The following is a 26,793-nucleotide window of genomic DNA, read 5'->3' as shown; positions in this document are numbered from 1 at the left end:
TCGCAGGCCCATTCAAGTGTTCAGGCAAATCGCGAACCTGATTGAGCAAGAGGGAGACGCGCTGGCGTCGGCGTGGCAGGCCGAGCTCGAGCGGCGAGACAACGGCCTGGTGTCCACGGACAATCGGCGCCAGCTATGGCGCGACGCCAGGACCTGGGTTGCTCTGCTCCTTCGCGCCATGCGCACGGGCGATGTCGGCCCGCTCCACCGCACTTCCCGCCTCACCGCCCGCCGCCTCGCGCTCGGCGGGATCGCCCTCGCCGACGTGGTGGAGGCCATTATCAGCTTCAAGCACGTCTTGTGGCAGGCGCTGCGCGAGTTGCCGGAACTCGACAGCGAGGTCATGCACGAGGCCACGCGCACGGTCGCCGAGTGGTTCGACGGCATGATCATCAACACGGTCGCCAACTACGATGCGATGGGGCGCGACGGTGGTTCGCGCACCCTGACCGTGGAGCGAGCGCTTCATCTGAGCCGGCTGGCGGAGGACCAGGTGGCGGTCTCCGATCTCGCCCAGGAGATGGTAGCGGAACGCAACGTCAGGCGCTTGCCCTCGCTTATCGCGCGCTCGGCGGCGCACCTCGCCGGCGCGCAGCGGGCGGCGGTGGCGGTGCCGGATGACGGCGCCCCGCGCTACCGGGGCGCGTACCGGCTGTCTCTCGGCGATCTCAACGCCTACATCCGACGCAGCGGCCGGCCGCTGTCGGGCGCGCTGGAGCCGACCGGTACGCGCATTATCGCCGATGTGGCGGAGGGCGCAAGCGTCGGGCTCCGGCGCGCGGCGGCCAGACTCCAGGTGCACGCCGCCATGAGCGTGCCCCTGCGCGTGGGCGACCGCGTCCTCGGGCTGCTGGAGCTTTTCGATCCGCTGGCGGGGCAGGACTGGAGCGAGCGCGAGGTCACGCTGGTGCGGGAGCTGGCATCGCAGGGCGCGCTCGCCATGGAGAACGCTCAGTTGCTGGCTGAGGCCGAGCAGCGCGCGCAAACCCTGGCCGTGCTCAACGAGATCGAGCGCGTGCTCTCGTCTCACATCAGCTCCCCGCGACTGTTCGCCGTGGCTGCGGCAGGCGCCGCCCGCCTGCTGCGCGCACCGTCGGCGCTGCTCTGGCTGCGCGCGCCCGGCAGCACTCGCTTCATGCTCCGTGCCGCATACGGCCGCGGACGGCCCTCGGGATCCCTCGATTTCAGCGCGGGCGACGGGCCGCTCGGCCTCGTCTTGGGCGGCGAAACGGCGATCATGTCGCCGCAAGCCAGCCGTGGCATGCCGTGGGGCAAGGGCTGGGCGGTAGCCGCGCCCCTGCGTGTCGGCTCGAGCGCACTGGGCCTGCTGGTGGTGCGCCGCAACCAGGGCGCATTTCGCGACGAGGATGTGCGAATGCTGGAGGCGCTCGGCGGCCAGATCGTGGCCGCCGTGCAGAACGCACACCTCTACGAGGAGAGCAGACGCCTGGGTCAGCGGCTCAACGCCTCCATCGTCGCCCTGGGTGACGCGCTGGCGGCCGCGCTGGACATGCATGAGCTCCTGCAAGTGATCGCCGATCGCGGCGCCGAGCTGGTGGAGGCGGACGCGGCAATCGTTTTCATGAAGGAGAACGGTACGGGCCTGGCTGCGCGCGCGGTGGCCACGCGCGGAGAAGACGCCGGCGCGGCCGCCGATCCTCAAGCCTACGAACCGGTCGCCGCCCTGGCCGTCGAGCGCGGCGAAGCGGTGACGGTGGCGGCCCGCAGCCAGGCTGCGACCGAGGGCGTGCGCCGGGTCATGCTGCGCGAGCACGTCCGCGCGGTGCACGTTTTCCCACTGTCGGTGCGGGGACGGATGGCGGGCACGCTGTGTATTCTGACCCGCAGGCGCGGTCTGCGCCGCCAGGAGCGGCAACTGCTGGCCTCGTTCAGCCGCCAGGCGGCGGTCGGCGTCGAGAACGTGATCCTGTTCAGCGAGACCCAGCAGCGCCTGGCGGAGCTGGCCGACCTCTCGCGGGCGAGCGCCGGGGTGACCTCGACGTTAGACCAGACTGCCATCATCGAGATCATGGTCGAGAGTGTGGCGCGCGCCCTGCGGACACCGGTGGCGGCGATAGCGCTCCTGGGCGACAACCGCGAGCTGCGGCTGCCCGAGGGCGGTCACCGCGGCCTGCCCGCGAGCTTCGTGCGCGGGTTCACGCTGGGCCCCGACTGCATCGCGGCGTCGGTGATGACCGATCAGCGCATCAAGGTCATCAGCGATGTCGCGGCCGAGGGGCGCGCCCACGATTCATTGGTGGCCGGCCTCGATGTGGCGTCGGTCATCTGCGCGCCGATCAAGGGCCGCCAGGAGCTGCTGGGCGTCATCTTCGCCGCCGACCGCGTGCCGCGGATCTTCCGTCAGCACGAGGAGGCGCTGCTGTCGGCCTACGCCAACGAGGCGGCGCTGGCGCTGCAGAACGCGCGCCACTACCAGGCGGTGGTGGGGCACGCACGGGAGCTGGAGGGGATTCTCGAAGCCACCAAGACCGTAACCTCGACCATCGAGCTGCAACCGGTGCTCGATCACGTGGCGCGCGCCGCCGTGTCGCTGCTGGGCGTACCGGCGTCCGGGATCATGCTCCTTGACGCCAGCGGCCAACACCTCACGACCGTCGCCACCTGCGGCCTGCCCGCCGAGCACGAACTCCACGCCGGCTTGCACGCCGGCGAGAGCATACCTGGCATGGTGGCGCTCAAGGGCGTCGCCATGACCAGCACCAATCTGCCGCGCGACGGCCGCTTCCGGCATCGCAACGCCGCTCGTGCCGAGGGCCTCCATTCCATGATCAGCGTGCCCCTGAGCGTTAAGGGCAAGCGGCTCGGCGTCCTCACCGCCTACAGCGGCGCCGCACGGCCGTTCACGGTTGCCGAGGAGCGCCTGCTGACCACGCTTGCGGCCCAGGCCAGCGTCGCTATCGAGAACGCCCGCCTCTACGCCGCGGCGCGCGAGCAGACACGCTCCATGCGCCTGCTGATGGAGGAAGTCAACCACCGCATCAAGAACAACCTCCAGAGCATCATCGGCATTGTCCAACTCCATATAGCGCAAGTTGACGAGCCTCGCGTGCAGGAGGCCCTGCGCGAGATCATCGCCCGCGTCCAGGCCATCACCGTCGTCCACGAACTGCTGCTCGACGAAGATGTGCGCTCGATTGACGTCAGGGAGGCCGGTCGCCGCGTGCTCGACAACGCCCTGCGCCAGAATCCCAATCCCCACCTCAAGATCTCGGGCCAGGTGAGCGGCGCGCGCGTCCGCCTGCCCTCGCGCCAGGCGACCTCCCTGGCTTCGGTCCTGAACGAACTGGTCTACAACGCGGTGGTGCACGCCTTCACCGGCCGCGAGCACGGGAACATCGCTATCGGCATGCAGGAGGCGACCGGAGGCGAGATCCTGGTGCAAGTGAGCGACGACGGCGTGGGCCTGCCCCGCGACTTCAACCTTCAGCATCACGCTCACCTGGGCCTGCGCATCGTCGAGGGATTGGTAAGCCAGGACCTCGGCGGCGAGTTTACCATCGCCGGCAACGGGGGAACCATAGCCAGAGTCGCGTTCCGAAAATAGCCCCCCGCGCGCGACGCAAGCGGCGGCCCGCAGGCGCCGACCATGGGCGCGGCCGCAGGGGCGTTACCCACCCCCTGGGTTGCCGGCCCGCACCGGGGAGGAGGGAATGGTGGACGAAGTTCGGGTCGAGGTCTGGCGGCTGGTCAAGGATCACCGCGGCCGAGACGTGGTGCTGTTGCGGGACGGACGCCAACGCAGCCTCCCCATCTGGATCGGCCCCTACGAAGCGGCGGCGATCTGGATCAGACTCGATCCGCAGCACTCGGCCACCCTGCTTCGTCGCCCCATGACCCATGACCTCTGCGCCGCCGTCATCCAGCGCTTGGGCGGCCGCGTCGAGCGCATCGTCGTTGATGATGTCTCCAACGATACCTATTATGCTAAGGTTCACCTGGCCATTAACGGGCGCACGGTCACCGTTGACTCGCGCCCCAGCGACGCCATCGCTCTGGCCCTGCGCTGCGACGCACCGGTGTGGGTCAGCGACGCGGTCATGGAAGCCGGCAACGTCGTGGTGGAGGACGATGAGCCGGCTGCCGGCGGCCCCGCCGACGATGCCCCCGACTTCCCCTCCGAGGACGAACAGGCATAGCCCCCGCCGCCCGCAGACGCCCTCTCACCGCGGCACGATGTCGGTGAAGACGAACCCCTCTCGCTCCACCGTCTCTCCCAGGTGCACGCCGATGGGCCGCTCGAACCCGGGGCCATCGAACGCGAAGGTGTGGAATTCCCCGTTTTCCCCGCACGCATCGATGTCGGCTGGCAGTGCCGCCAGGAATGCGCGGTCCCACGCGCGGCCGGCGAACTCCCGCGGCAGCTTGCGCGGATCGAGGCAGGTGATGTAAGCCCGCACTCCGCCGGCGACCATCGCCCGCGCCAGCTCGTCAGGGTCGCGCCCCCACAGGGGGAAGTGACACCTCATCCCCACCTGGGCCATGCGCTCCTCGCGGTAAGCGCGCACGTCGGCCAGATGGAGGTCGCCGAAGACGACGCCGGTTAGGCCGTCGCCCTTTGCCCGCTCGAGCGCGCCACGCATCGCTGCGCTGTAAGCCTCGTCCGTGCACGGGGCGGGAATGCGCACCTCGATCAGCGGCAGGCCGAGCGCCCGCGCTTGGGCGCGCACCAGCTCCTCGCGCACTCCGTGCATGGAGACACGCCGGTGGGGGTCGCTGATAGTCGTCAGCAGGCCCGCGACATCGAAGTCCCCCTGCCGAGCGATGTGCAGCGCCCACAGCGCGTCCTTGCCGCTGCTCCACGCAGCCAAGACCGGGTGGCTGGTACAGGCGCAGCATGCTGCGCCTGTACGACCCGAGGGATCGTCCATTAGGGGGGTTCCTCTCGCTGTGCTGCTGGCAGTGATTCCGCGGCGTCGGGCATCCTCCCTTGGCCGCGCGCAGCATTGCCCTCGGGTTCCCGCGCCTTGTGCCAACCGGCGCACGTGTGCTATCGTGGGCAAGGACACGATCCCACGCGAGGTCGCCCATGCCCCTGATCACCGATGCCCGTCAGGCGCGCGCCATCTACCGCGAGGCGCAGCAGCGCCGAATCTGCCTGCCTGCCTTCAACACCGAAAACCGCGACACCACCGAGGCGGCCTTCCGCGCCGTCGCCGAGGTCGCGCGCGAGCACAACCTTTCCCAGCCGCCCCTGGTGCTGGCCGCCACCGCCAACTACGGGCAGCGCCAGCAGCTCGCCAACTACACCTCTTTGGGCGCCGCCGACGAGGGGCTGCTCGCCCTGCGCGACGACCTCGAGCGGTTGTGCCGCCCCGGCGGGCCCTATCCCCAGGTGCGGGCGATGGTTCACCTCGACCACGCGCAACCCGGGGCCGACCGTGATGTGCTGGCCGCGGGGAGAGGCTTCTTCGCCTCCGTGATGTGTGACTGCTCGGCCCTGCCGCTGGTCGAGAATATGGCTCGCACCAAACGCTTCGTCGCGGAGGTCGGGGCGCAGGTGATGGTCGAGGGTGCGGTAGACGAGATCGCGGAGCCGGGCACGGGCGCGGTCAAGAGCAAGCTGACGACCGCGGAGCAGGCGCGCCGCTTCCTCGATGAGACCGGGGTTGACCTGATTGTCGTCAACCTCGGCACCGAGCACCGAGTGACCGCCGGCGCCGCCCGCTACCACGGCGACCGCGCGCGCGAGATCAGCGCCGCGGTGGGGCCGGTGCTGGTGCTGCACGGCACCTCCTCCCTGCGCGACACGAGCCTGGGCATGCTGCGCGACGACGGCATCGCCAAGGTCAACATCTGGACGCGCCTGGAGCACGTCGCCGCCGTGGCGATGGCCCAAGATCTGCTGGCGAACCTGGGCGGCGTCCTTTCCGCCGATGACATGCAGGCGCTCGTCGAGCAGGGCGTGCTTACCGCGGATTTCGCCAGCCGTCAGGGGCAACGGGCGCCAGGTCTCGACTACATCGCCAACAGCCACCGGCGCGACGAGGTGTGCGTCCCGGCGATGGTGGCCGTGATGAAGCGCTGCCTGCTGGACTGCGGGTACGCGGACTTCGGCCGCGCAGCCTAGCCGATTCCGCATGGGCGCCCGCAGCGCCGGCAGGGGACGACTCCGCCCGCGACCAACTGCTGAGGCGCGCCGCCGACGATTCAACCGACCGCCAGCGCTTCCACCAGACAAAGCCCTGCGGGAGGGCCGGCGCCCTCCCGCAGATTATCCGGGCCCCACCTCCTGCTGGGATCGCCCTTATGTCACCGCACCCGGCGCCAGGAAATGGAGGCAAACTGGGGGGGTGCGGAGGAATCGCCGGGCAAGGGCAAGGTCGGCTCGCGGTACTCGAGGAGCAAGGTGCCGTTGACATTGATGACGTCGGCGGCGACGCCACCCAGGATGTCAGCGGTGCCGTTGCCGGTGAAGCCGGCGGGGATGTCCAGGTTGTGGGTATAGACGTAGCCCTCGATGCGGCAGTTGCCGTTGATGCGCACGCTGCCGGCGGCGACGATCGCCAACTCGTCCGTCTCTAAGCTCTCGAGCCTGGCGGAACCGTTGACCGTGACCTCGCCGCTGCACACGATCACGCCCGTGCCGCTGAAGGTGGCGTTGATGGAGCAGTTGCCGTCAATGTATGTTACGCCATCGAGGGTCGCGCTGCCGTTGAAGTTGTAATTGCCGTTGATGACGGTGGTGGCGATGCTGCGGTAGTACGCGAGATCAATGGTGGGCATCGGCATCTGCGGCGCGTTCGGCGTGCGAGTTCCGGTGACCGTGCCCCCCTCGCTGATGGATCCCACCGCCGACACGTCGCCGTCCACCTTTGGCGAACCGTTGAACTTGATGTTCGCATTCGCGTGGACGCTGCCCTTGACGTCCGCCGTGCCGCCGACGCGCAGCTCGGCGTCGGAGAACAGCGCGTTATCGAAGATCGGGTTATTGGTGCCCGGGTTCTGCAGGAAGCGCCCCACCACCTTGAGCTGGGAGTTCCACCCCTGTGATACGCCGGTGGATTGCAGCACCACCGTGTTGGGCACCGGCCCCGTCGCGCCCACGTACTGGGTGGCGGCGACGGTGAATGTGCCCGTCGGCAGGTCGCTGCGCGTCCACGTCGTCGGCAGCGCGGTGGTGGGCGCGTTGTACAGCTTCCACGCAGCGTAATCAATGCCCGCCTCCGCCAGGTTGAGGGCGCGCGACTCCTTGCGCACCCGGCTGGCGGTCTGCAGCTCCTGCGAGCTGGTCTGCACCAGGCTCGCCCCCACAATCAGCAGCACCACCAGGAAGATCATCGCCGACACCAGGGCAAACCCCTCGTCGCTGCGCGCACGGCGCCGTAATGTCATCATCGTCGTCTCCTTCGTCGCTCCACCCCTCTCCCTCAGAGGGAGAGGAGTAGTTGCGCGGTCACCACCGCATCCCCTCACAGGTTCCGCAGGTAGCACTCGGTGTGGGCGGTCTGCGGCTTGAGTTCGCCCCTTACCTCCGACACGGAGGTGATCCACATCTCCACCCCGTACAGGCGCACCTCGTCCGGCCAATACTTGAACATGGGCCGCGGCAGCCCGGTGGCGGGATCGGTCGGGTTGAGCTCGGGATGAATGCTGTCGGCGATCATCACCCGCGGCACCCAGGTGGTCGTGCCCTGCGCTTTGACCGCCTTCCACAGGTAGTGGCCGCTGGCGTCGAGGGCGCCCGTCTGGTCCGACAGGTAGAACGCCACCCAGTCCCCCTGCGACAGCGCCAGGCCGCTGCCGGAGTCCACCAACACGTTGTCGCGGCTGGCGTCCTTCTGCGGCATGATGACGATCAGCGCCTGCGAGCCGTAGGTGTCAATCACCATCGCCTCTCTGATTTCCTTGGCGACGCGCTCGACCGCCTTGGTCGCCTCGTCGTAGGGGCGCAGGCGCCACAGGTTCTTGTTATAGACCCCCAGCACCGAGAAGTAGATGAGGGACACCGTCCACGCCAGGATCCCCATGACCAACATCGCCACCAGCAATTCCGGCAAAGTGAAGCCGCTCCGGCGGCTGAGTCTGCGCTGGTCGTGCTTGATCATCCACTTCATCAGCTTGCTCCTCACGGCCGGTTCGAGATCAGGGTCGCCAGGTTGTAGGACCCGCGCAACCGCTGCGACCCGCCCCAGGCTACGGTCACGCTGACCCGCTTCATGTTCAGGTAGGGCGCACCGGTGCTGGGGTTGACGGCCTGCGCTTCGTTGTCCTCGTTGATGGTGATGGTGCCCTGGCTGCCGGTGAGCTCGGGCACGGTGAAGCGCGCCGTGTTCGCGTCAACGATCTGGTAGTTGGGATAGGGGAAGTGGGCGTAATCCACCACCGCCCCCAGGTAGCCGGCGTCGCGGATGCGCTCCATCTCCTGCATCGCCCTCTGGCCGGCGATGGTGTAGTTGGCCGATTTCTGGTGGGAAAGCACCCCGTAGTACACCATGGACGAGACCCCCACCAGGCCGATGCCCAGGACCATCGCCGCCACCAGCACTTCGATGAGGGTGAACCCGGCTGCGCGCCGGCGCCTGACTGCTGCGCTTCTGTGGTCAGTCATCGTGCCCTCCGATGCGGGGCGCCGCCCCATGTGGCACCCCGACCGCTCGGGGTGTCCCTGCGTCTGAGCCCCTGCGTCCCGCAAAACGCAAAACCCGCTGTCGGCGTCGCTCGTCGCAGACAGCGGGTGGCTTCGGCCTCCGCGGCAGGGCTGCCGGGAGACGCTTGCGGTCTGCTCCGTGCACGCCGACGCACGGTCTTCGGCAGCCTGGCAGCCGTGGCGATCATCATCGCCGTAGGCCCATGGCTTTGCGCCCCTGGGTTTCCCCAAGTTTGCCGTTTCGGGAATCACCGTGGGTTGCGAAGGTTCCGCGCCCCGACACTTCGGGGCTCTAGCCTAGATTTTCCACATTCGGCATGAGATTTCACATGTGAGGAGCGCCCGGGAGAGTGGGATATGGGGTCATCGCAGTGCGGCACAAGCGCCGCGGCGAGGCGCCGCGGTCATTCCAGGTTGGCGTGGCGGGCGTCCATGCGCTCCGCGGTCTGCCCCAGCTTGACCATCAGCCGCAGCACCACCGTATCGAACAACATCAACAGCGCCTGCTCGAAGACCGATCTGCCCGGCTGAATCGAGGGCGCCGCGGGGATGGCGATGACGCGGTCCGCGGCGGCGGCGAGCGGAGAAGAGGAATCCCCGGTGACGGCCCACACTTGGGCGCCGAGGGCGCGTGCATGCTGGGCGTGGGCGACGGTGCTGCGGGTGCGCCCGGAGCCTGAGCAAGCGATGAGCACGGCGCCCCGGCCGGCGGCCGTGGTGGTCGGCGAGCCGACCACGTGGACGCGCTTGCCCAGTTGGGCCAGGCGCGTGGCGAACGCGGCGCCCATGAGCCCCGAACGCCCCTGGCCGGTCACGAAGACCTCGGCGGCGGTGGCGACCGCGTCGGCCAGAGCTTCCAGTTCCGTCTCCCCGACCGGCAGCAGCGCCTGCCGCAACTCCTCCAGAATGCCGTCTATCACACCGTCGTCCGCCATGCACTCTCCCACCGCTTACGACCGCAGCGCCAACACCGCCTTCGCCCACAGCGCCTCCAGGTATGCGCGCACCTCGGGCGCGATCCACAGGATCGTGCCGATGGTGGCAACCGCTACCCCCATGATCGCCAGCAGGTAGCCCGGCGAAGGGGCGCCGCGGTAGAGGCGGCTCACGCCCTTGGCATCTACCAGCACCGACCCCACCTTGAGGCGGGTGAGGAAGGTGCTGGCCATGCCCCCGCGCGCCTTGTCGAGGAAATCCACCAGGCTGAAGTGGGCGCCGACGGCGATGATCAGCTCGGCGCCCTTCTCGTAAGCGAGCAGCATGGCGACGTCCTCGCTGGTGCCGAGGCAGGGGAAGAGCTTGGGCGCGACTCCGCGCGCCCGCAGGCGTTCGAGCGCCGGGGCGCGGCCGTCGGGGTAGGCGTGCAGCACCAGCTCGGCCCCGCAGCGCAGCCCGCGATCGGACACGCTGTCCATGTCGCCGATGATGAGGTCCGGCACATACCCCGATTCAAGCAAGACGTCGGCGCCGCCGTCAACCCCCATCAGCACCGGCTTCATGTCGCGGATGTAGGAGCGGATGATGCGCAGGTCCTCGCGCGCCCCCTGGCCGCGCACCACCACCAGCACGTGGCGCCCCGACAGGGGGGTGTCGAGCGCCGGCATCTGCGTCGCTTCGGCCAGCAGCCCGTGCTCCGCGCCGAGGTAGCTGAGCGTGTTCTCGACGAAGCTGCGGAGCTCACGATCAACGTTGGACTTGGCCGCCTCCATGCGCTCCGCCACCGCCTCGAGGGTGAGCGTGCGGCCCGAGCACACGCGCACGCCCTTGCGATACACGTCGCCCCCCACGATCTCCAGCGCGTCGCCCTCGTGGATGAGCTGCAGCGCCTCGGGGCCGGCGCTGTCAAGCACCGGCACCCCGGCGTTAAGCAGAGCGCGGGGGCCGAGGTTGGGGTAGCGGCCGGTGATGCTGGGCTCGGCGTTGACGACCGCCGCCACGCCGCGGGCGATGAGATCGGCGGCGCACGAACCATCCAGATCGCGGTGAGCGATGATCGCGATTTCGCCTGGCCGCAGGCGCAACGCGAGGTGCTTGGTGCGGGCGTCAACCCGCGCTCGGCCGCGAATGCACTGCACGGTTCCCCTCAACTCCTGCCCGCCCAGCCCAGCTTGGTGCGCACCTTGACGAAGAAGCTCGGCCCCGCCACGTGCACCATGTGGGCCGCCACTGGCGCCTTGCGCACGCGCACGATATCCCCCGCCGCCAGGGCGAAGCCCTGCTGGCCGTCAGTTGTAACCGTCACGTCCTGCCCTGGCTGCAGCGGGTTGGCGCTGACCGAGACCTCGGCGTGCAAGGGCACCACCATCGGCCGCGCCGACAGCGTGTGGGCGCAGATTGGCGTCACCAGCAGCGCCTCCACCTCCGGGCTTACCACCGGCCCCCCCGCCGACAGCGAGTACGCGGTCGAACCGGCGGGGGTCGCCACCCCCACGCCGTCCGCCGAGAACACGCCGAGCTGCTCCCCGGCGACCTCGATCTCCAGCCGCAGCACGCGCGATAGTGCGCCCTTGGTGACCACCACGTCATTGAGGCCCAGGAAGCGGCACGCGGGCCGTCCTGCGCGCATCACTTCGCCCTCGACCATCATCCGGTCGCGCACCTCGCACTGCCCCTCCAGCACCCGCGGCAGCGCCGCCATCAGCTCCGACTCCGCCACCTCCGTCAGGAACCCGAAGCCGCCGAGGTTGCAGCCGAGGATAGGGACGCCGCCGGGCGCGGCCAGCCGTGCCGTCGCCAGCATGGTGCCGTCGCCGCCCAACGCCAGCGCCAGCGACGCGCCCTCCATCAGCTCCTCTTCGCTGCGCCCGAGCTCCGGCCGGCGCAGGCGCTCGGCCACCGGCGGCTGTAGGCGCACCTCGAGGCCCCGTTCCTCCAGCCAGCCCGCCACCTCGCGCACCACGTTCGCCGCTCCCCGCCTCCTGAGCGACGCTACGATCGCGATCTTGTCCATCGCCACCGGTCCCAACGCAGCGCCCCTAGCCTCTTGCCGGGCCGGACTCGCCCGGCTCCAGCCGCTGCAGGTTGTCACGCGCATCGTTGTAGCCCGGGTCCGCCGCCAGCGCCAGCCGGTAGTGCCGCACCGCCTCCTGGCGCTTGCCCTGCGCCTCCAGCACGATGCCCAGGTTGTTGTGCGCCAGGGGGTAGCTCGGGTTCAACTCCAGCGCGCGCCCGAAAACCAGCGCCGCCAGCTCCAGCTCCCCGCGGCGATAGTGAATGAGGCCGATGTTGTTGAGCGCCCCCAGGTGGTCCGGGCGCAGCTTGAGCAGCTCCAGGTAGTGGCGCTCGGCCGCCTCGTAGTCTTGGGCACGGAGTAAGTAGTAGTCGGCCAGCGCCTCGTGCGGCGCCGGGGAGCCGGGCGCCACCCGCGCCATTCGCTGCCACTGCTCGACCGCCTTCTCCGTCTCCCCCTGGCGCGTGTAGGCGACCGCCAGGTTCTGTCGCGCGAGCGCGAATGACGGGGCCGCGCGCACCGCCAACTGCAGCACCGCTACCGCGTCGTCAACCTGGTCCTGCGCCAGGTAGGCCGCGCCCAGATTGGACAGGGCGCGGGGATCCAGCGACTTGATCTTGAGCGCCTGCTCATAGGCGGAGACGGCCTCGTCGTACTTCTGCAAGCGCAGAAGCGCGAGCCCGAGGTTGTAGAGAACCGCGAAATCCCGGGGCTGGATTTCCGCCGCGCGGCGCAAGGAGGCGGCGGCGGATTCCGCTTCGCCCGCCGCCAGTCGCGCCTGGCCCAAGTTGAGATGCGCCGCAAGCGACGACGGGTCCGCCTGCGTCGCGGTCTCGAAGGCTGACTCGGCCTCCTGCAAGCGCCCGGCTGCGCGCGCCGCCAGGCCCAGGTCAAGTTGGAACTTGCCGCTGCGCGGCGCCAGCCGTACCGCCTCGCGATACTCCGCCAGTGCGCCCGCCAAGTCCTCGCTCCGCTGCAGCGCCACCCCCAGGTTGTGATGGGTGGCGGCGTGCTTGGGATCGGCCGCGATCGCAGCGCGGTACTCGGCGATCGCCCCCGCCAGGTCGCCCGCCGCCAGGCGCGCGTTGCCCAAGTTGTAGCGCGCGTCGGTCATGTCGGGCGCGATCGCCAACGCCTTGCGGTAGTGCACGGCCGCAGCCGCATGATCGCCCTGCGCCAACAATGCGTTGCCCAGGTTGTTGTGCGCGTCGGCGGAGCCGGGGTCCAGCTCCACCGCGCGCGACAGGGAGGTGACCGCCTCCCTCACCAGCCCCGCCTGAAGCTGTGACAGTCCCAGCCACGACCACCCGGTCGAGGAATCCGGGGCCGACGCGGTGACCTTCTCGAACGCGGCTACCGCGGCGGGGTAGGCGTTGGCCTTGAACGCGGCCACGCCCTCCTGGTAGTCGTCAGCGCGCGCACAGGCCGCCACCGTCAGCACCAGGCACAGGCCGGCGATCGTTCGCGCTGATGGAAGATGCATGTCACACCCCCGCGCTTGCCGTGGTTGGGAGGCGGATCCGCCGGTGGTGGGCAAGCGCCGCACGGGAGCAAACCGCTGGCGGCAATCCCGCGTGAGTATAGCACACCCGCTACCCCATTTCAACCGGCGCCGACGCCGGGGCAGGCGCTCTGTGGATTCCGTGGCCAGGCCTCTTCCGGGGTGCTCATTGCCCGCAGGCGGGCGGGGCGCTGGTGGGGGAAGGATCAGCAGCCGACTGTGGGTGCCGGCTCCCGGCGCAGCGCAAGGGCGGCCACCAACGCGGCCAGTGTCAGTATGGCCGCGGCGCCATAGAAGACGTCGGCGTGTTGTCGGTCCCAAAGCAGGCCGCCCAGCACCGGCCCCAGCGCGGCGCCGGCGCCCTCAGCGGTGGCGACCATGCCCATGACGCCGCCGCGGCGGTTGGTCGGCGCCAATTCCGATACCACCGCCAGCCATGCCGGGATGCCCAGGATCTGGCTTAGCACCAGCAGCACGGCGACCGCGGAGAACGCGACCAGTGAGTGACATGACGGAACGAGCCACATCAAGGCGGCGGAGGCGCCAAGCGATAGGCGCACAGCCAGCGTTCTGCCCCAGCGGTCGGCGGCGTGCCCCAGCGGCAACCCTAGCAGTAGTACCGGCACGCCGAGCGCCGCCAGCAGCCCGCCGACTCCCAGGCCGCTCAGACCGAACTCAAACTTCAGGTAGGGAAGCGCAAAGCTCGCCAGCGTCAGCGCGCCCATGGTCATCAAGAGGCTGATCAACAGCACCAGGAACATGGGGTAGGGCGCAGGAGCGGGCGCCGCCTCGGCCGGGGTCGCCGCAGTCGGCACGGCGGCGGGTCGCGAGCGCGGCAGGCCCCAGTAGCCCACAACTGCGGCCACCAACAGCAGCCCGCTGGCGACGTAGAACGGGAAACGGTTGCTGTGGGCCGCGTGGGCCACAAGCGCGCCGAGCGCGGCGGCGACGCCGATAGCCGCCACGTACACGGTGTTGACAGCGCTCATCGCCGCCGCCCGTGAGCGCGGGCGCACGAGGTCACCGATCATGGCGAACAGCGGCGGCCACAGCGCCGCCGCGCCCACGCCGTCGGCCACGCGCAGCGGGAACACCAGCGCCCACAGCCGCAAGGGCAGGCGCGCGACTAGCGTCGGACTCAGGCAAATCAGCAGCGGGCCGAGCACGATGAAGGGCTTGCGCCCGAGACGATCGGACAGTCGGCCCATGGGGAACTTGAGCGCCATCTCGCACACCAGGAAGGTCGCGCTGGTCGCGCCCAGAGCGACACCCGAGACGTGCAGGTCCTCGATCAGGTACATGGGCAGGGCGTAAACATTGACGAGCGCAAAGGCGATCTGGCCGGCCCCGGCCACCACCCCCAGGCGCAGCAGCTCCGGGTACTCGCGGAACAGGGCGATGTATGTGCGTTCCAGGTGCTGAAGCATGGACCATGCCCTTGCAGCCAAGGCCGAGGCGCCTTCGCTGCTAGCTGGTGGAGCGCGGCTCCAGGGCGGCGACAAGGGTGAGACCCCGCGTCAGCCGGGTGTGGAGCCCGACCTCGGCGACGTGGCAGCGCCAGCCCGGCGCCCACGCGGCGGGGGCCGAGCGGTGATGGCGGTAAACGCGGATGCCGCGCAATCGCGCCGCGGCGGCGAAGCACGCGCCCAACAGCCCCCGCTGCGGCGCCGTGATGATCAGCGCCTCCCGCGTCGCCGCGCACATCCGCGCCACGAACGCCGCCGGCTCCGCCACGTAGTCGAGCACCCCGATCGCCACCGCCACGTCGAAAGCGCCGTCCACCGGCAGCCGCATGAAGTCATCATTGACGACGGTGACGTTGGTCGCGCCGGCCGCGGCCAGCCGGCGCCCCAGGATCCCGGCCATGGTCGCGGAGTCCTCGACCGCCACCACCTCGCCGAACGCTTGCGCCAGCGCCAGGGTGTACATCCCCGTGCCCGGCCCCACCTCCAGGGCGCGGTGGCGGCGGTCGCCGTAGCGGGCGATGAGCTTGCCGACCGCTGCCGCCTCCTGGCGGCGAATGGTGGAGATGACGGGCAGCGCCAGGTTCAGCTCGTATAACCCCGCTCCGCGGTGGTATGGGTTGTTGGACCTCATTGCCCGTCATCCGTCGCGCCGTAGATCCAGTCGCGCCTGCAACATGATAGCGCCGGGCCGCGCCGTGTCAAGCCCTCTGCCGCCTGACAGTTACACAGTTTCCGATCAGGCCGCAGCGAGATTCTTCACTTCGCGCGGCCGCGCGACTCGCGCGAGCACGCTCCGATCAGAATGACACCACCAGAGCGGTGTCACTGTGAGTGCCTAGGCCCGGAGGGCCGCTGGCTAGGCCTAAAGGCCGCCATCCCGGTCTCTGACCTAGGGACACGGCGGTCGCTCCGCGACCTAGCCGCGTTAGCGAAGAGTCTCGCCTGCGCGATAGCGCAAAGTGGGTAGCCGTCAGCTCTGCCGCGCGGAAGCTCCCGCTGCTGCGCCCCCGGTGGGACCCTTCACGGCGGGGGATCATCGCGCATCGCCGGCATGGGGATCGGCCTGTACGGGCAAGGCATGCCTTGCCCCTACGACCCGGAATCCGGGCCGGGGCGGAGCCCGGACCCTACATCGCGGCGCGCATCCCGCCTTTCCCGGTCACCCCCCGCGGTCGCCACATGATTGACCACGTCGCGGTGATGTGACACAATTACCGAGCACTTCCCCTGAAATGAGAGACCGATGAGCGATCCGACATCGAACGGCGAGAACGAGAAGCGGGCGCGCGGTTTCAACCGTGCGAACGTGTCTCGCGACGCACCGGGCGCGCGTTCTTCAGAACGCGCGAGAGAATCCGCGACCGCTGAAGAGGTCGCGCCCCGCATGTCGCGCCCGACGAATCCGGCGGGCGATGCCGCGAAGGACGGGCAGGGGACAGTCCACGGGGGGACAGCCCCTTTCGATTTCATACGCGAAATCGTCGCCGGGGACACCCAGACCGGCAGGTTTGACGGCCGCGTGCACACCCGCTTCCCCCCCGAGCCCAACGCCTACCTCCACATCGGCCACGCGAAGGCGATCTGGATCAGCTATGGCATCGCCCAGGAGTACGGTGGGCTCTTCAATCTGCGCTTCGATGACACCAATCCGGTGACCGAAGAACAGGAGTTCGTTGACGCCATCATCGAGGACGTGCGCTGGGTCGGCGCCGACTGGGGCGACCGTCTTTTCTTCGGCTCCGATTATTTCGAGCAGCAGTACGCATGGGCCCTCGATCTCATCCAGCAAGGTCAGGCCTATGTCTGCGACCTCTCGCCGGAGGAGGTCATCGAGATGCGCGGCACGCCGACGACGCCGGGGGTCGCCAGCCCCTACCGCGACCGCGGCATCGAGGAGAACCTCGACCTGTTTCGGCGCATGCGCGCGGGCGAGTTCCCGGACGGCGCGCGGACGCTGCGCGCCAAGATAGACATGGCCTCGGGGAACCTGAATCTGCGCGACCCGGTGATGTACCGCATCCGCCATGCAGCGCACCACCGCCAGGGCGACGACTGGTGCATCTACCCGATGTACGATTGGGCGCACGGACTGCAGGATTCGATCGAGGGCATCACGCACTCCCTGTGCTCGCTGGAATACGAGAATCACCGTCCACTGTACGACTGGTTCCTGGATCAGCTCGGCATCCATCACCCCCGCCAGATCGAGTTCGCGCGGCTGAACATGTCGTACACGGTCATGAGCAAGCGGCGATTCATCGAGCTCGTCAACGGCGGGCATGTCGAGGGGTACGACGACCCGCGGCTGCCGACCCTGGCCGGCCTGCGGCGGCGGGGCTATACCCCCGAAGCCGTCCGCGAGTTCTGCCGGCGGATCGGGGTGGGTAAGACCGACAGCATCGTTGACATCGCCGTGCTCGAGGACTGTGCGCGCGATGACCTCAACCGGCGCGCCCAGCGCGTGATGGGGGTGCTGCGGCCGCTGAAGGTCGTCCTCACCAACTACCCCGAGGAGCTGACGGAGGAGATGGGCGCGGTCAACAACCCGGAGGATACGAGCGCCGGCACGCGCAAAGTGCCCTTCTCGCGCGAGCTGTATATCGAGCGCGAGGATTTCCGCGAAGAGCCGCCGCCGAAGTTCTACCGCCTGGCGCCGGGGCGCGAGGTGCGGCTGCGCTACGCCTACTTCATCCGCTGCGAGCAGGTGATGAAGGACGACAACGGCGAGGTGATCGAGCTGCGCTGCACCTATGATCCCGCCACCCGCGGCGGGGATGCCCCCGACGGCCGCAAGCCGAAGGCGACGCTGCACTGGGTGTCGGCGAAACACGCCGCGCCCGCCGAGGTGCGGCTGTACGATCATCTGTTCGTGAAACCCGACCCGGATGACGTGCCTGAGGGCGGCCCTTCGACCGGCTCAGGGCCGCCCGTGCCCGACGTGCAAGGACCGTCGCGAGCATCGTCGAGGGGCGGCAGCTTCCTGGACAACCTGAATCCGGACTCGCTGGAGATCGTTACCGGCTATGTCGAGCCGTTCGCGCGAGACGCGCAGGCCGGCGACCGCTTCCAGTTTGAGCGTGTCGGGTACTTCTGCGTGGACACGAGACACTCGGCTCCGGGCCGGCTGGTCTTCAACCGAACCGTCACCCTGCGCGATACCTGGGCGCGGATCGAGCGGGCGATGAAGCGGGCGTGAGAGCGGCCGCCCTCCGCCGCCTCTCGGCGAGCGATTCCTGAAGGTGCGCCCACCCCGCAGGGCGTATAATATGTCCACCAGTCTGGCCGCCGCGGTAACGTCGGATGTGGCACCCCGACTCGTCGGGGTGAATGGGCGGCCACAGCGGGCCGCCCCTACAAGATGGCGGCCGAGTCCCGGTCCATGGCCCAGGAATCCTCCAACCCGAATCAGGGAACCGTCCACGCAGGGACCGTCCCCTCGTCATTCGTCCATCTGCACGTCCACAGCGAATACAGCCTGCTTGACGGCGCCTGTCGCATAGACCAGTTGGCGGGGCGCGCCGCCCAGCTCGGCATGGAGGCGGTCGCCCTTACCGACCACGGCGTGATGTACGGCGCCATCCAGTTCTACCGTGCCTGCCAGCGCCATCGCGTGCGCCCGATCCTGGGCTGCGAGGTCTATGTCGCCCCCCGCAGCCGTCGCGACCGCGAGGGCAAGGCCGACAGCAACCTTGCGCACCTGGTGCTGCTGGCGCGTGACGACGTGGGGTATCGCAACCTCATCCGCCTGGTAAGCGCGAGCCACCTCGAGGGCTTCTACTACAAGCCGCGGGTGGATCACGAGCTGCTGGCCGCCCACAGCGAGGGGCTGATTGCGCTCAGCGCGTGCCTGGTGGGGGAGGTGGCCGCGTTATCGCTGGAGCGCCGCGGCGCGCAGGCGCGACGGGTGGCCGCTCGCTATCGCGAGCTCTTCGGCGCGGACAACTTCTACCTCGAGCTGATGGACCACGGAATCCCCGAGCAGGCGCGCGTTAACCCGGAGTTGACGCGGCTGGGGCGGGAGCTGGGGATCCCCTTGGTCGCCACCAATGATGTGCACTACCTGCGCCGGGAGGATGCGGCGGCGCACGACGTTCTGCTGTGCATCCAGACCGCCACCACCGTGGACGACCCCAACCGGCTGCGCTTCCACGGCGACCAGTTCTACCTCAAGTCGGGCGCAGAGATGGCGGCCCTCTTCCCGGACTACCCGGAGGCGCTGGAGAACACCCGCGCGATCGCCGAGCGCTGCGACGTCAAGCTGTCCCTGGGCGAGGTGCGGCTGCCGCACTTCGAAGTGCCGCCGGGGCACGACCACGACAGCTACCTGCGCGCGCTGTGCCTGGAGCGTCTGGGCGCCCGCTATCCGGATGCCGACACCCGCGTGATGACGCGCCTGGAGGAAGAGCTCGACGTCATCCGGCAGCGGCAGTTGGCGCCGCTCATCCTCATCAGTTGGGACGCCATCCATTTCGCGCGCTCCAACGGCATTCTGGTGGGCCCCGGTCGGGGGTCGGCGGTGGGCAGCCTGGTGCTGTACGTGCTGGGGGTGACCAACATTGATCCCCTGGAGCACGGCCTGCCCTTCGAGCGCTGGATGAACCTCGAGCGCCTGAGCATGCCCGACATTGACTCCGACTTCGAGGATGCGCGCCGCGACGAGGTCATCCGCCACATCATCGAACGCTACGGCGCGGAACGGGTCGCCCAGATCATCACCTTCGGCACCATGGGGGCGCGGCTGGCCATCCGCGACGCCGGGCGCGCGATGAAGACGCCGCTGGCGGAGGTGGATCGCCTGGCCAAGCTGGTGGACCCCACCACCTCCATCTCGCAGAGCCTGGACACGGTGCTGGAGCTGAGCCACGAGTACCAGGGCGACGACCGGGTGCGCAAGCTGCTCGACACCGCGATGGCGATCGAAGGCCTGGCGCGACATGCCTCCACCCACGCCGGGGGCCTGGTCATCTCCGAGTCGCCGCTGACCGACCTCGTGCCCTTGCAGCGCTCGACCGAGGGGGAGGGCGTCACCACCCAGTTCAAGATGGATGACGTAGTGGACGTCGGGCTGCTCAAGCTCGACATCTTGGGGCTGCGCACGCTGTCGGTGATCAAGCACGCGCTGGCCCTCATCCAGGCCGGTCGCGGGGTCGCAGTGGACCTGGAGCGCATTCCCTTTGACGACGCCGCGACCTACGAGTTGCTGGCGCGGGGGGATACCGCGGGCGTGTTCCAGCTCGAGAGCTCGGGCATGCGCCAGGTGCTGATGGACCTACGCCCGGACCGTTTCTCCGACCTCATCGCCGTGGTCGCCCTGTACCGGCCGGGGCCGATGGCGCACATCGCCGACTTCATCGCCGGCCGTCACGGGCGGCGCGAGATCACCTATGCTCATCCCAAGCTCAAGCCCATCCTCGAGAGCACCTACGGCATCATTGTCTATCAGGAGCAGGTAATGCAGATCGCCCGCGACCTGGCGGGGTTCTCCATGGGCAGCGCGGACGTGCTGCTCAAGGCCATGGGCAAGAAGAAGAGCGAAGCCATGGGCAAGCTGCGCGAGGAGTTCATCGAGGGCGCCAAGGCCAACCGCGTCCCCCGCGCCGTCGCCAACGACATCTTCGACCGCATGGCGGTGTTCTCCGGCTACGGCTTCAACAAGGCGCACTCCGCCTGCTACGCCCTCAACGCTTACCAGACCGCTTACCTCAAGGCCAATTACCCCGCCGAGTTCATGGCCGCCCAGCTCACCAGCGTCGGCGACAACAAGGACAAGCTCGCCGCCTATATCGAGGAGTGCCGGCGCATGGGCATCCGCGTCCTGGCGCCCGACATCAATGACTCGGGCGAGAACTTCACCGTCTCCGAGGGCGCGATTCGCTTTGGTCTCGCCGCCATCAAGCACGTCGGCAGGGGAGCGGTCGAGAGCATCATCGGCGCGCGCGAGCAGGGCGGCCCCTTCGCCGGCCTGCACGACCTCTGCGCGCGCCTCGATCCCGCCGCCGTCAATCGCACCGCCCTGGAGTCGCTGATCAAGGCGGGGGCGCTCGACGGCCTGGATGGGCATCGCCGCCAGCTCGCCGAAGCGCTCGGCCCCGCGCTCGAGGCGGCTCAGCGCAGCCGCCGCGACCGCCTGGCGGGGCAGGGCTCGCTGTTCGGGGAGCAGGAGGCGGAGCTCCCGGCGAGCACCGGGCCGGCGCTGCCCGACGCGGCCGAGTTCAGCCAAGAGGAATTGCTGGCCCTGGAGAAGGAATATCTGGGGCTGTTCGTCTCCGACCACCCGCTGTCGGCGGTGGCAAAGGAGCTGACACAGCAGGTATCGGCGCGGGTGTGCGACCTGGGCGAGCTGGAGGAGGGCGCGGACGTCGTAATCGGCGGCCTGGTCAGCAGCTGCCGCCGCTACAATGCGCGCAACGGTCGCCCGATGATGTTCCTGGCGATGGAGGACATGACCGGCAGCGTCGAGATTACGGTCTTCTCCGACGCCTACGAGCGCTGCGGGGGTGAACTCGCCGCGGGGACGGTGGCGCTGGCGCGCGGCAAGGTGGAAGGATCCCGCCGCGGGGGTGAGGCCGCAGAGGGGCGGGTCGGGGTGGCGCGGGTGGTGGCGTTTGAGATCGCGCGCTTCGATGATACGCAGGCGGTCAAGGCGCTGCTCGCCGCCGGCCGGCGGCGAACGCGCAACAGCCGCAATAACCACGGCAATGCCAACCGCTCCCCGTCCGCCGCCGCGGATGACCACGCGCCCGCACCGCGACCGGCGGCGCCGCGCGAGCGCCTGCATATCCGCGTGCCTGCGGCGCACGCGGAGACCGCTTTTCTGCGCGACCTCAAGCAGTTGCTGCGACGGCACCGCGGCGAGGCGCTGGTGCTGCTGCATGTGGCCGACGATAAGTCCGAGACCAGCCTGTCCCTTCCCCGCGCCTTCGCCGTGGCCGCGAGCGAGACCCTGTGCGAGGAAATCGAGGCCCTGCTGGGCGAAGATGCGGTGTGGAGGGAAACGCTCTAGACCGCGAGTATCGGTGGCGTCAATTCAGCGGCGATCGCCGCGAGGAGGTATTATCACATGGCGGAAACGAAGATCCTGCTGTCGGAGAAGGACATCCCCACGCGGTGGTACAACATCGCCGCGGACCTGCCCCATCCCCTCGATCCCCCGCTGCACCCGGGCACCCACCAGCCCCTGGGGCCGGACGACCTCGCCCCCATCTTCCCCATGGGCCTCATCATGCAGGAGGTGAGCGCGGAGCGCTGGATCGAGATCCCCGACCAGGTGCTCGACGCCTATCGCCTCTACCGGCCGACGCCGCTCCATCGCGCCCGGCGCCTGGAGAGGGTGCTCGACACCCCGGCCAAGATCTACTATAAGTACGAGGGGACGAGTCCCCCAGGCAGCCACAAGCCCAACACCGCCATCGCCCAGGCCTACTACAACAAGCAGGAGGGCGTCAAGCGGCTGGCGACCGAAACCGGCGCCGGGCAGTGGGGCAGCGCGCTCGCCCTCGCCTGCCGCATCTTTGACCTCGAGTGCACCGTCTACATGGTCAAGGTCAGCTACAACCAGAAGCCCTATCGGCGGGTGATGATGGAGGTGTGGGGCGCCAACGTCTTCGCCAGCCCCAGCGAGCACACCCGGGCCGGGCGCCAGATTCTGAGCGAGGACGCCGACAGCCCGGGCAGCCTGGGCATCGCCATCAGCGAGGCGGTGGAGGACGCGGTCTCGCGCGACGACACGCGCTATTCCCTGGGCAGCGTGCTCAATCACGTGCTGCTGCACCAGACGGTGGTGGGCCTGGAAGCGAAGAAGCAGATGGAGATGGCGGGTGACTACCCCGACGTCGTCGTCGGCTGCGTCGGCGGGGGTAGCAACTTTGCGGGCCTGTGTTTCCCCTTCTTGGCCGACAAGTTCGCGGGTAAGCAGGTGCGTGCGTTGGCGGTCGAGCCGACCGCGTGCCCGACCCTGACCAAGGGGCAATTCCGCTACGATTTCGGCGACACCGTCGGCTTGACGCCACTGGTGCGCATGTACACGCTGGGGCACACCTTCGTCCCCGCGGGCATTCACGCGGGCGGGCTGCGCTATCACGGCGACGCTCCTCTTATCAGCCTCCTGGTCAAGGAGGGCCTGATGGAGGCGGTGGCCTATCATCAGAACCCCTGCTTCGAGGCGGCGGTCACCTTCGCCCGCGCCGAAGGCATCATCCCCGCACCGGAGGCCGCCCATGCGGTCAAGGCCGCCATGGACGAGGCCGTGGCCGCCAAGGAGACCGGCGAAAAGCGGGTTATCCTGTTCAACCTCAGTGGTCACGGCCACTTCGACCTCGGCGCCTACGACGACTATCTCGCCGGCAAGCTCGTGGACTACGAGCTGCCGCAGGAGAAGATTGACGCGGCGCTGGCCGATCTGCCGACGGTCTAGAGGCAACCGCCGCCATCCGCTGATGTGAACGACGATCCGTAGGGGCAAGGCATGCCTTGCCCCTACAAGTCCGTCGGTCAGCCGTGCAGCGTGGGATCACACCAATCATGCGGTTGATCAACACGAGAGAAGAGAACCTGGAACTTGCCGTCATCGCCGACAAGATCTCAATGCCGGCGGTCGCGTTGGAGCCGGCGGCGCAGGCCGAGGTGATCAAGATCGTTCGGCGCGTGTTCGAGGAGCGCGATGAGGCGGTCGTTGAGTACTCGCGCGACAAGGACTGGACTGAAGCCTCTGCTGCGACACTGCGCGTCTCCGAGGCCGAAATCCGCGCCGCGGCCGAGACTCTCGACGCGGCGGACGCCGCGGCCCTGCGCGCGGCCATCGAGCACGTCCGCGAGTTCCACCAACAGCACGTGCCGGGCGACCACCTGGATGCGGCCGAATACGGGGCGCTCCTGGGCTGGCGCTACACGCCCATCGAGTCGGTGGGTGTGTACGTCCCGGCTGGTACGGCGCCGCTGCCCAGCTCGCTCATCATGGCGGTGGTGCCCGCGCAGGCAGCCGGGGTATCGCGCATCGCGGTGGTCACGCCGCCGGCTCGCGATGGGAGCGCCAATCCCGGCATCCTTGCGGCGGCGGGTCTGCTGGGCATCACCGAGGTGTACCGCGTCGGCGGCCCGTGGGCTATCGCCGCCCTAGCCCGTGGCACACAGACTATTCCCGCGGTTGACAAGATCGTCGGTCCCGGCAACATATACGTCAACTTTGCCAAGAGCGCCGTCGCGGGGGTAGTCGGCATAGATGGCTTCTACGGCCCCAGCGAAGTCGTCATCCTCGCCGACGAGCAAGCCGACCCGCGCCTCATCGCCGCCGACCTCGCGGCTCAAGCCGAGCATGCTTCGGATTCAATTGCAGTATTGGTGACGCCGTCGCGCGCACTCATGGAGCGCGTGGAAGCGAGCCTGGCGGAGCTTCTACGCAACCTCGGCCGCGCGGACACGATTCGCCGCTGCCTCGATGAACGCGGTGCGATGGTACTGGTTCGCAGCCTCGAGGAAGGCATCGAACTGGTCAACCTGGTGGCGCCGGAGCACCTGGAGCTGGCGGTCGCCGATCCCCGCGGGCTGCTGCCCAAGATCAGGAATGCGGGCTGCATCCTCGTGGGTGCAGACACGCCGACCGCCGTCAGCGACTACCTCGCCGGCCCCAGTCACATCCTACCGACCGGGCGCAGCGCACGATTCTCCTCGGGTTTGGGCGTGTTGGATTTCATGAAGCGCTCCAGCGTCGTGTCCGTCTCACCCGAGTGGCTCGCCCACAACGGGCGTCATGTCGAGCGCCTGGCGGAAATGGAGGGTTTGCAGGCGCACGCGCGCTCCGTGCGCATGAGAATGGGCGACGATGGTTAACGACCCGCCTGCGCCGGAGCTGCGGCGGACAAGCCCCCAGCCGCGATACGCCGCCTCGGGGCGGGTGCTGGTGCGCCCCGAGGTGCTGCCGCACCTGGCGGAGGTTGACACCCTGATCTTCGACATTGACGGCGTCATCATGGACGTCACCGGCTCCATGCGCGCGGTCGGCTGCGACGCGGTGCGCGCCTACCTGACGGAGATCGTGGGCTGGCCCGACCGCGGCCCGCTGCTCGACACCTGCGAGCTAGAGCTCTACAAGCTCGCCGACGGCTTCAACGACGATTGGGAGCTCGCCGGCGTCAACGCCCTGACCTTCCTGGTGAAGGCGGAGCTGGCGGACACGCAGGACGCCGCCACGCTGCGAGCGGCATCGCCCACGGTCGCCGAGCTGGCGACCGCCGTGCGCGCCTCGCGGGGCGGGCCGTCCGGGGTGCGGACGCTGCTGCTCGACCGCCTGGACGAAGCGGCGCGCGCGCGCGTAATGCGCGCCTGGGATTTCGACAAGATTCGCCAGATCTTCCAGGAGCTCTACGCCGGCGAGGACTACTGCCCCAGGTTCTATGGCTATCATCCGCAGCACCTGCACGTGCCCGGCCGCATCGCCCTCGACCGCCCGCTCATCCGCCGCGCGAGCATCCCCCCCGCCGTCACCAAGCTCGGCATCTACAGCGGGCGCACGTGGGAGGAGACGAGGGCCGCGCTCGAGATGGCGGGTATCGCCGATGTCTTCGCCCGCGAGCGCGTGATCGTCGTGGACGACGGGATGGTCAAGCCCGATCCGCGCGGGCTGGCGACGCTGGTCGAGCGCATGGCGGCGACGGCCGCGGTCTTCGTCGGCGACATGCCCGACGACCGCGAAGCGGTGCGGCGCTACCGCGAGGAGCGCGGTGCGGGGGTCGAGGTCCTCGATTGCCTGGTCTTGTCGGGGCCGCTGGGCGGACGCCCGCAGGCGGAGATCCGCGCCGCCGGCGCCGACCTCATCGCGCCCGATGTCAACGTCTTCATGGAGTGGTGGGCGCAACTGGCCGCCGGCCGACAGGAACTGCCGACCCCCGCGGCGTAACCGGTACCCATGAGAACCGCCAGCGTTCACCGTAAGACCAAGGAAACCGACATCACGCTCGACCTGGGTCTCGACGGCCCCGGCGCGGTCAAGGTCGCCACCGGCATCGGCTTCCTTGATCACATGCTCGAGCTGGTCGCCAAGCACGGGGCGCTGGCGCTGGCGGTGCGGGCGAAAGGCGACCTCGGCGTGGACTTCCACCACACGGTAGAGGACGTCGGCATCTGCCTCGGCCGGGCGCTCAAGGAAGCGCTGGGCGATAAGACGGACCTCCGCCGCTATGGCTCCGCGGCGGTGCCCATGGATGAAGCCCTCATCCTGGCGGCGGTGGACCTCAGCGGCCGCCCCTACCTCAGCTACGAGCTGGAAGTGCGACGACGCAAGCTGCGCGACTTCGACACCGAGCTGGTAGAGGAATTCTTCCGGGCGCTGGTCAACGCCGCGGGCATGACCCTGCACTTGCGTCAACTGGCCGGGCGCAACACCCACCACGTCGTCGAGGCCGCCTTCAAGGCTTTCGCGCGCGCCCTGCGCGCGGCGGTCGAAACCGACCCCCGCGGCGGCGGCGTGCCCTCGACCAAGGGGGTGCTGTGATACAGGCGACCACCATCCTGGCGGTGAAGCGAGGAGACCAGGTCGCGCTCGCGGGCGACGGCCAGGTGACGCTCAACAACACCGTGCTCAAGCACAGCGCCAATAAGCTCCGTACGCTGCGCGACGGCGCCATCCTCGCGGGGTTCGCGGGCGGCGCCGCCGACGCCTTCGCGCTTTTCGAGCGGTTGGAATCCAAGCTCGAAGCCACGCGCGGCAGCCTGCCGCGGGCGGCGGTGGAGCTGGCCAAGGACTGGCGCACCGACCGGCTCCTGCGGCGGCTGGAGGCGATGCTCATCGCCGCCGACGCCGAGCGCCTGTTCGTCATCTCCGGTAACGGCGATGTGATCGAGCCCGACGACGGCATCGCCGCCATCGGCAGCGGCGCCCCCTACGCGGTGGCGGCCGCGCGCGCGCTCGCGCGCCACACCGACCTGCCGGCGGAGACCATCGCCCGCGAGGCCATGGCCATCACCGCCGACATCTGCATCTATACCAACGATCAGATAACCGTCGAGACCATCACGCAGTAGGTCGCACCAGAAATCGGCATACCGGTCAGGGATGGGGCCATGGGTAAGCACGCAGGACGGCCAAACGTGCCGTCGGTGCCTCAGGCCGTTGCATGCAACCGTAACCAGGAGCGTTAGACCCAGATTATGCGCAATGAGCGTAAATGCTTCACCTGGCGGGTGAAGCAGCGATGTTAAGCGGTTAACAGCTGATGAAACGATGATGGGAACGATTCCAACCCACACAAAAGCAAGGAAGCGCCTGCCTGTGTCG

At 69.0% G+C, this 26,793-nt stretch carries 20 protein-coding genes and 1 riboswitch; of the genes, 10 read left to right on the top strand and 10 right to left on the bottom strand.

The window, feature by feature from the left end; translation table 11 throughout:
* Nucleotides 1–16 precede the first annotated feature (16 nt).
* Nucleotides 17–3,565 (top strand): GAF domain-containing protein, encoded by a 3,549-nt coding sequence (locus VM221_04705; protein ID HUT74122.1) that lies wholly within the window; start codon nt 17–19, stop codon nt 3,563–3,565.
* Nucleotides 3,566–3,671: 106 nt separating this feature from the next.
* A complete protein-coding gene (locus VM221_04700; protein ID HUT74121.1) occupies nt 3,672–4,157 on the top strand; it encodes a bifunctional nuclease family protein in 486 nt (161 codons plus the stop codon).
* A 24-nt stretch (nt 4,158–4,181) separates the two neighbouring features.
* Here the strand turns inward: VM221_04700 and VM221_04695 are convergent, their stop codons facing one another.
* Nucleotides 4,182–4,889, bottom strand: coding sequence for an ATP-binding protein (locus VM221_04695; protein ID HUT74120.1), 708 nt, complete (start codon nt 4,887–4,889; stop codon nt 4,182–4,184).
* Between the two features lie 158 nt (nt 4,890–5,047).
* Here VM221_04695 and VM221_04690 point away from each other — a divergent pair, with 158 nt between their 5' ends.
* Nucleotides 5,048–6,088, top strand: coding sequence for a class II fructose-bisphosphate aldolase (locus VM221_04690; protein HUT74119.1), 1,041 nt, complete (start codon nt 5,048–5,050; stop codon nt 6,086–6,088).
* 182 nt (nt 6,089–6,270) lie between these two features.
* Here VM221_04690 and VM221_04685 read toward each other — a convergent pair whose 3' ends face one another.
* From VM221_04685 to VM221_04645, 9 genes are all read right to left on the bottom strand, one after another.
* Nucleotides 6,271–7,356: a PilX N-terminal domain-containing pilus assembly protein gene (locus VM221_04685; protein HUT74118.1), complete on the bottom strand. Its 1,086-nt coding sequence runs from the start codon at nt 7,354–7,356 to the stop codon at nt 6,271–6,273.
* Nucleotides 7,357–7,430: 74 nt separating this feature from the next.
* On the bottom strand, nt 7,431–8,075 hold the full coding sequence (locus tag VM221_04680) for a type II secretion system protein (GenBank protein HUT74117.1): 645 nt from the start codon (nt 8,073–8,075) through the stop codon (nt 7,431–7,433).
* 11 nt (nt 8,076–8,086) lie between these two features.
* Entirely contained in the window at nt 8,087–8,569 is a 483-nt protein-coding gene (locus VM221_04675) for a prepilin-type N-terminal cleavage/methylation domain-containing protein (protein HUT74116.1), read from the bottom strand.
* 198 nt (nt 8,570–8,767) lie between these two features.
* Nucleotides 8,768–8,856: riboswitch (cyclic di-GMP riboswitch) on the bottom strand.
* A gap of 156 nt (nt 8,857–9,012) precedes the next feature.
* Entirely contained in the window at nt 9,013–9,543 is a 531-nt protein-coding gene (gene hxlB, locus VM221_04670) for a 6-phospho-3-hexuloisomerase (GenBank protein ID HUT74115.1), read from the bottom strand.
* Between the two features lie 15 nt (nt 9,544–9,558).
* Entirely contained in the window at nt 9,559–10,683 is a 1,125-nt protein-coding gene (gene steA, locus VM221_04665) for a putative cytokinetic ring protein SteA (GenBank protein HUT74114.1), read from the bottom strand.
* Nucleotides 10,684–10,691: 8 nt separating this feature from the next.
* A complete protein-coding gene (locus tag VM221_04660) occupies nt 10,692–11,558 on the bottom strand; it encodes an NAD(+)/NADH kinase (protein ID HUT74113.1) in 867 nt (288 codons plus the stop codon).
* Nucleotides 11,559–11,583: 25 nt separating this feature from the next.
* Nucleotides 11,584–13,041 (bottom strand): tetratricopeptide repeat protein, encoded by a 1,458-nt coding sequence (locus VM221_04655; protein ID HUT74112.1) that lies wholly within the window; start codon nt 13,039–13,041, stop codon nt 11,584–11,586.
* 224 nt (nt 13,042–13,265) lie between these two features.
* Complete coding sequence (locus tag VM221_04650; GenBank protein ID HUT74111.1) at nt 13,266–14,486, bottom strand: MFS transporter; 1,221 nt, start codon at nt 14,484–14,486, stop codon at nt 13,266–13,268.
* Between the two features lie 40 nt (nt 14,487–14,526).
* The gene (locus VM221_04645; GenBank protein ID HUT74110.1) at nt 14,527–15,156 is read right to left on the bottom strand and encodes a class I SAM-dependent methyltransferase; all 630 of its coding nucleotides are present in this window, start codon (nt 15,154–15,156) and stop codon (nt 14,527–14,529) included.
* Between the two features lie 753 nt (nt 15,157–15,909).
* Here VM221_04645 and VM221_04640 point away from each other — a divergent pair.
* The 7 genes from VM221_04640 to hslV all read left to right on the top strand — a co-directional run bounded on the left by VM221_04640 (nt 15,910) and on the right by hslV (nt 26,540).
* A complete protein-coding gene (locus VM221_04640) occupies nt 15,910–17,721 on the top strand; it encodes a glutamine--tRNA ligase/YqeY domain fusion protein (GenBank protein ID HUT74109.1) in 1,812 nt (603 codons plus the stop codon).
* A gap of 183 nt (nt 17,722–17,904) precedes the next feature.
* Nucleotides 17,905–21,528: a DNA polymerase III subunit alpha gene (locus tag VM221_04635; protein HUT74108.1), complete on the top strand. Its 3,624-nt coding sequence runs from the start codon at nt 17,905–17,907 to the stop codon at nt 21,526–21,528.
* 57 nt (nt 21,529–21,585) lie between these two features.
* Nucleotides 21,586–22,938 (top strand): TrpB-like pyridoxal phosphate-dependent enzyme, encoded by a 1,353-nt coding sequence (locus VM221_04630; GenBank protein ID HUT74107.1) that lies wholly within the window; start codon nt 21,586–21,588, stop codon nt 22,936–22,938.
* A 107-nt stretch (nt 22,939–23,045) separates the two neighbouring features.
* A complete protein-coding gene (gene hisD, locus VM221_04625) occupies nt 23,046–24,350 on the top strand; it encodes a histidinol dehydrogenase (GenBank protein ID HUT74106.1) in 1,305 nt (434 codons plus the stop codon).
* Nucleotides 24,343–25,416 (top strand): hypothetical protein, encoded by a 1,074-nt coding sequence (locus VM221_04620; GenBank protein HUT74105.1) that lies wholly within the window; start codon nt 24,343–24,345, stop codon nt 25,414–25,416. Before hisD ends, VM221_04620 begins: the two co-directional genes overlap by 8 nt.
* A 9-nt stretch (nt 25,417–25,425) precedes the next feature.
* The gene (hisB, locus tag VM221_04615; GenBank protein HUT74104.1) at nt 25,426–26,010 is read left to right on the top strand and encodes an imidazoleglycerol-phosphate dehydratase HisB; all 585 of its coding nucleotides are present in this window, start codon (nt 25,426–25,428) and stop codon (nt 26,008–26,010) included.
* Entirely contained in the window at nt 26,007–26,540 is a 534-nt protein-coding gene (hslV, locus tag VM221_04610; protein HUT74103.1) for an ATP-dependent protease subunit HslV, read from the top strand. The genes hisB and hslV overlap by 4 nt, the downstream gene beginning before the upstream one ends.
* Nucleotides 26,541–26,793 lie beyond the last annotated feature (253 nt).

It is taken from the genome of Armatimonadota bacterium (genome assembly GCA_035527535.1).
In the GTDB taxonomy this organism is placed as follows: domain Bacteria; phylum Armatimonadota; class Hebobacteria.
This window is presented reverse-complemented; position numbering and strand designations above follow the sequence as displayed.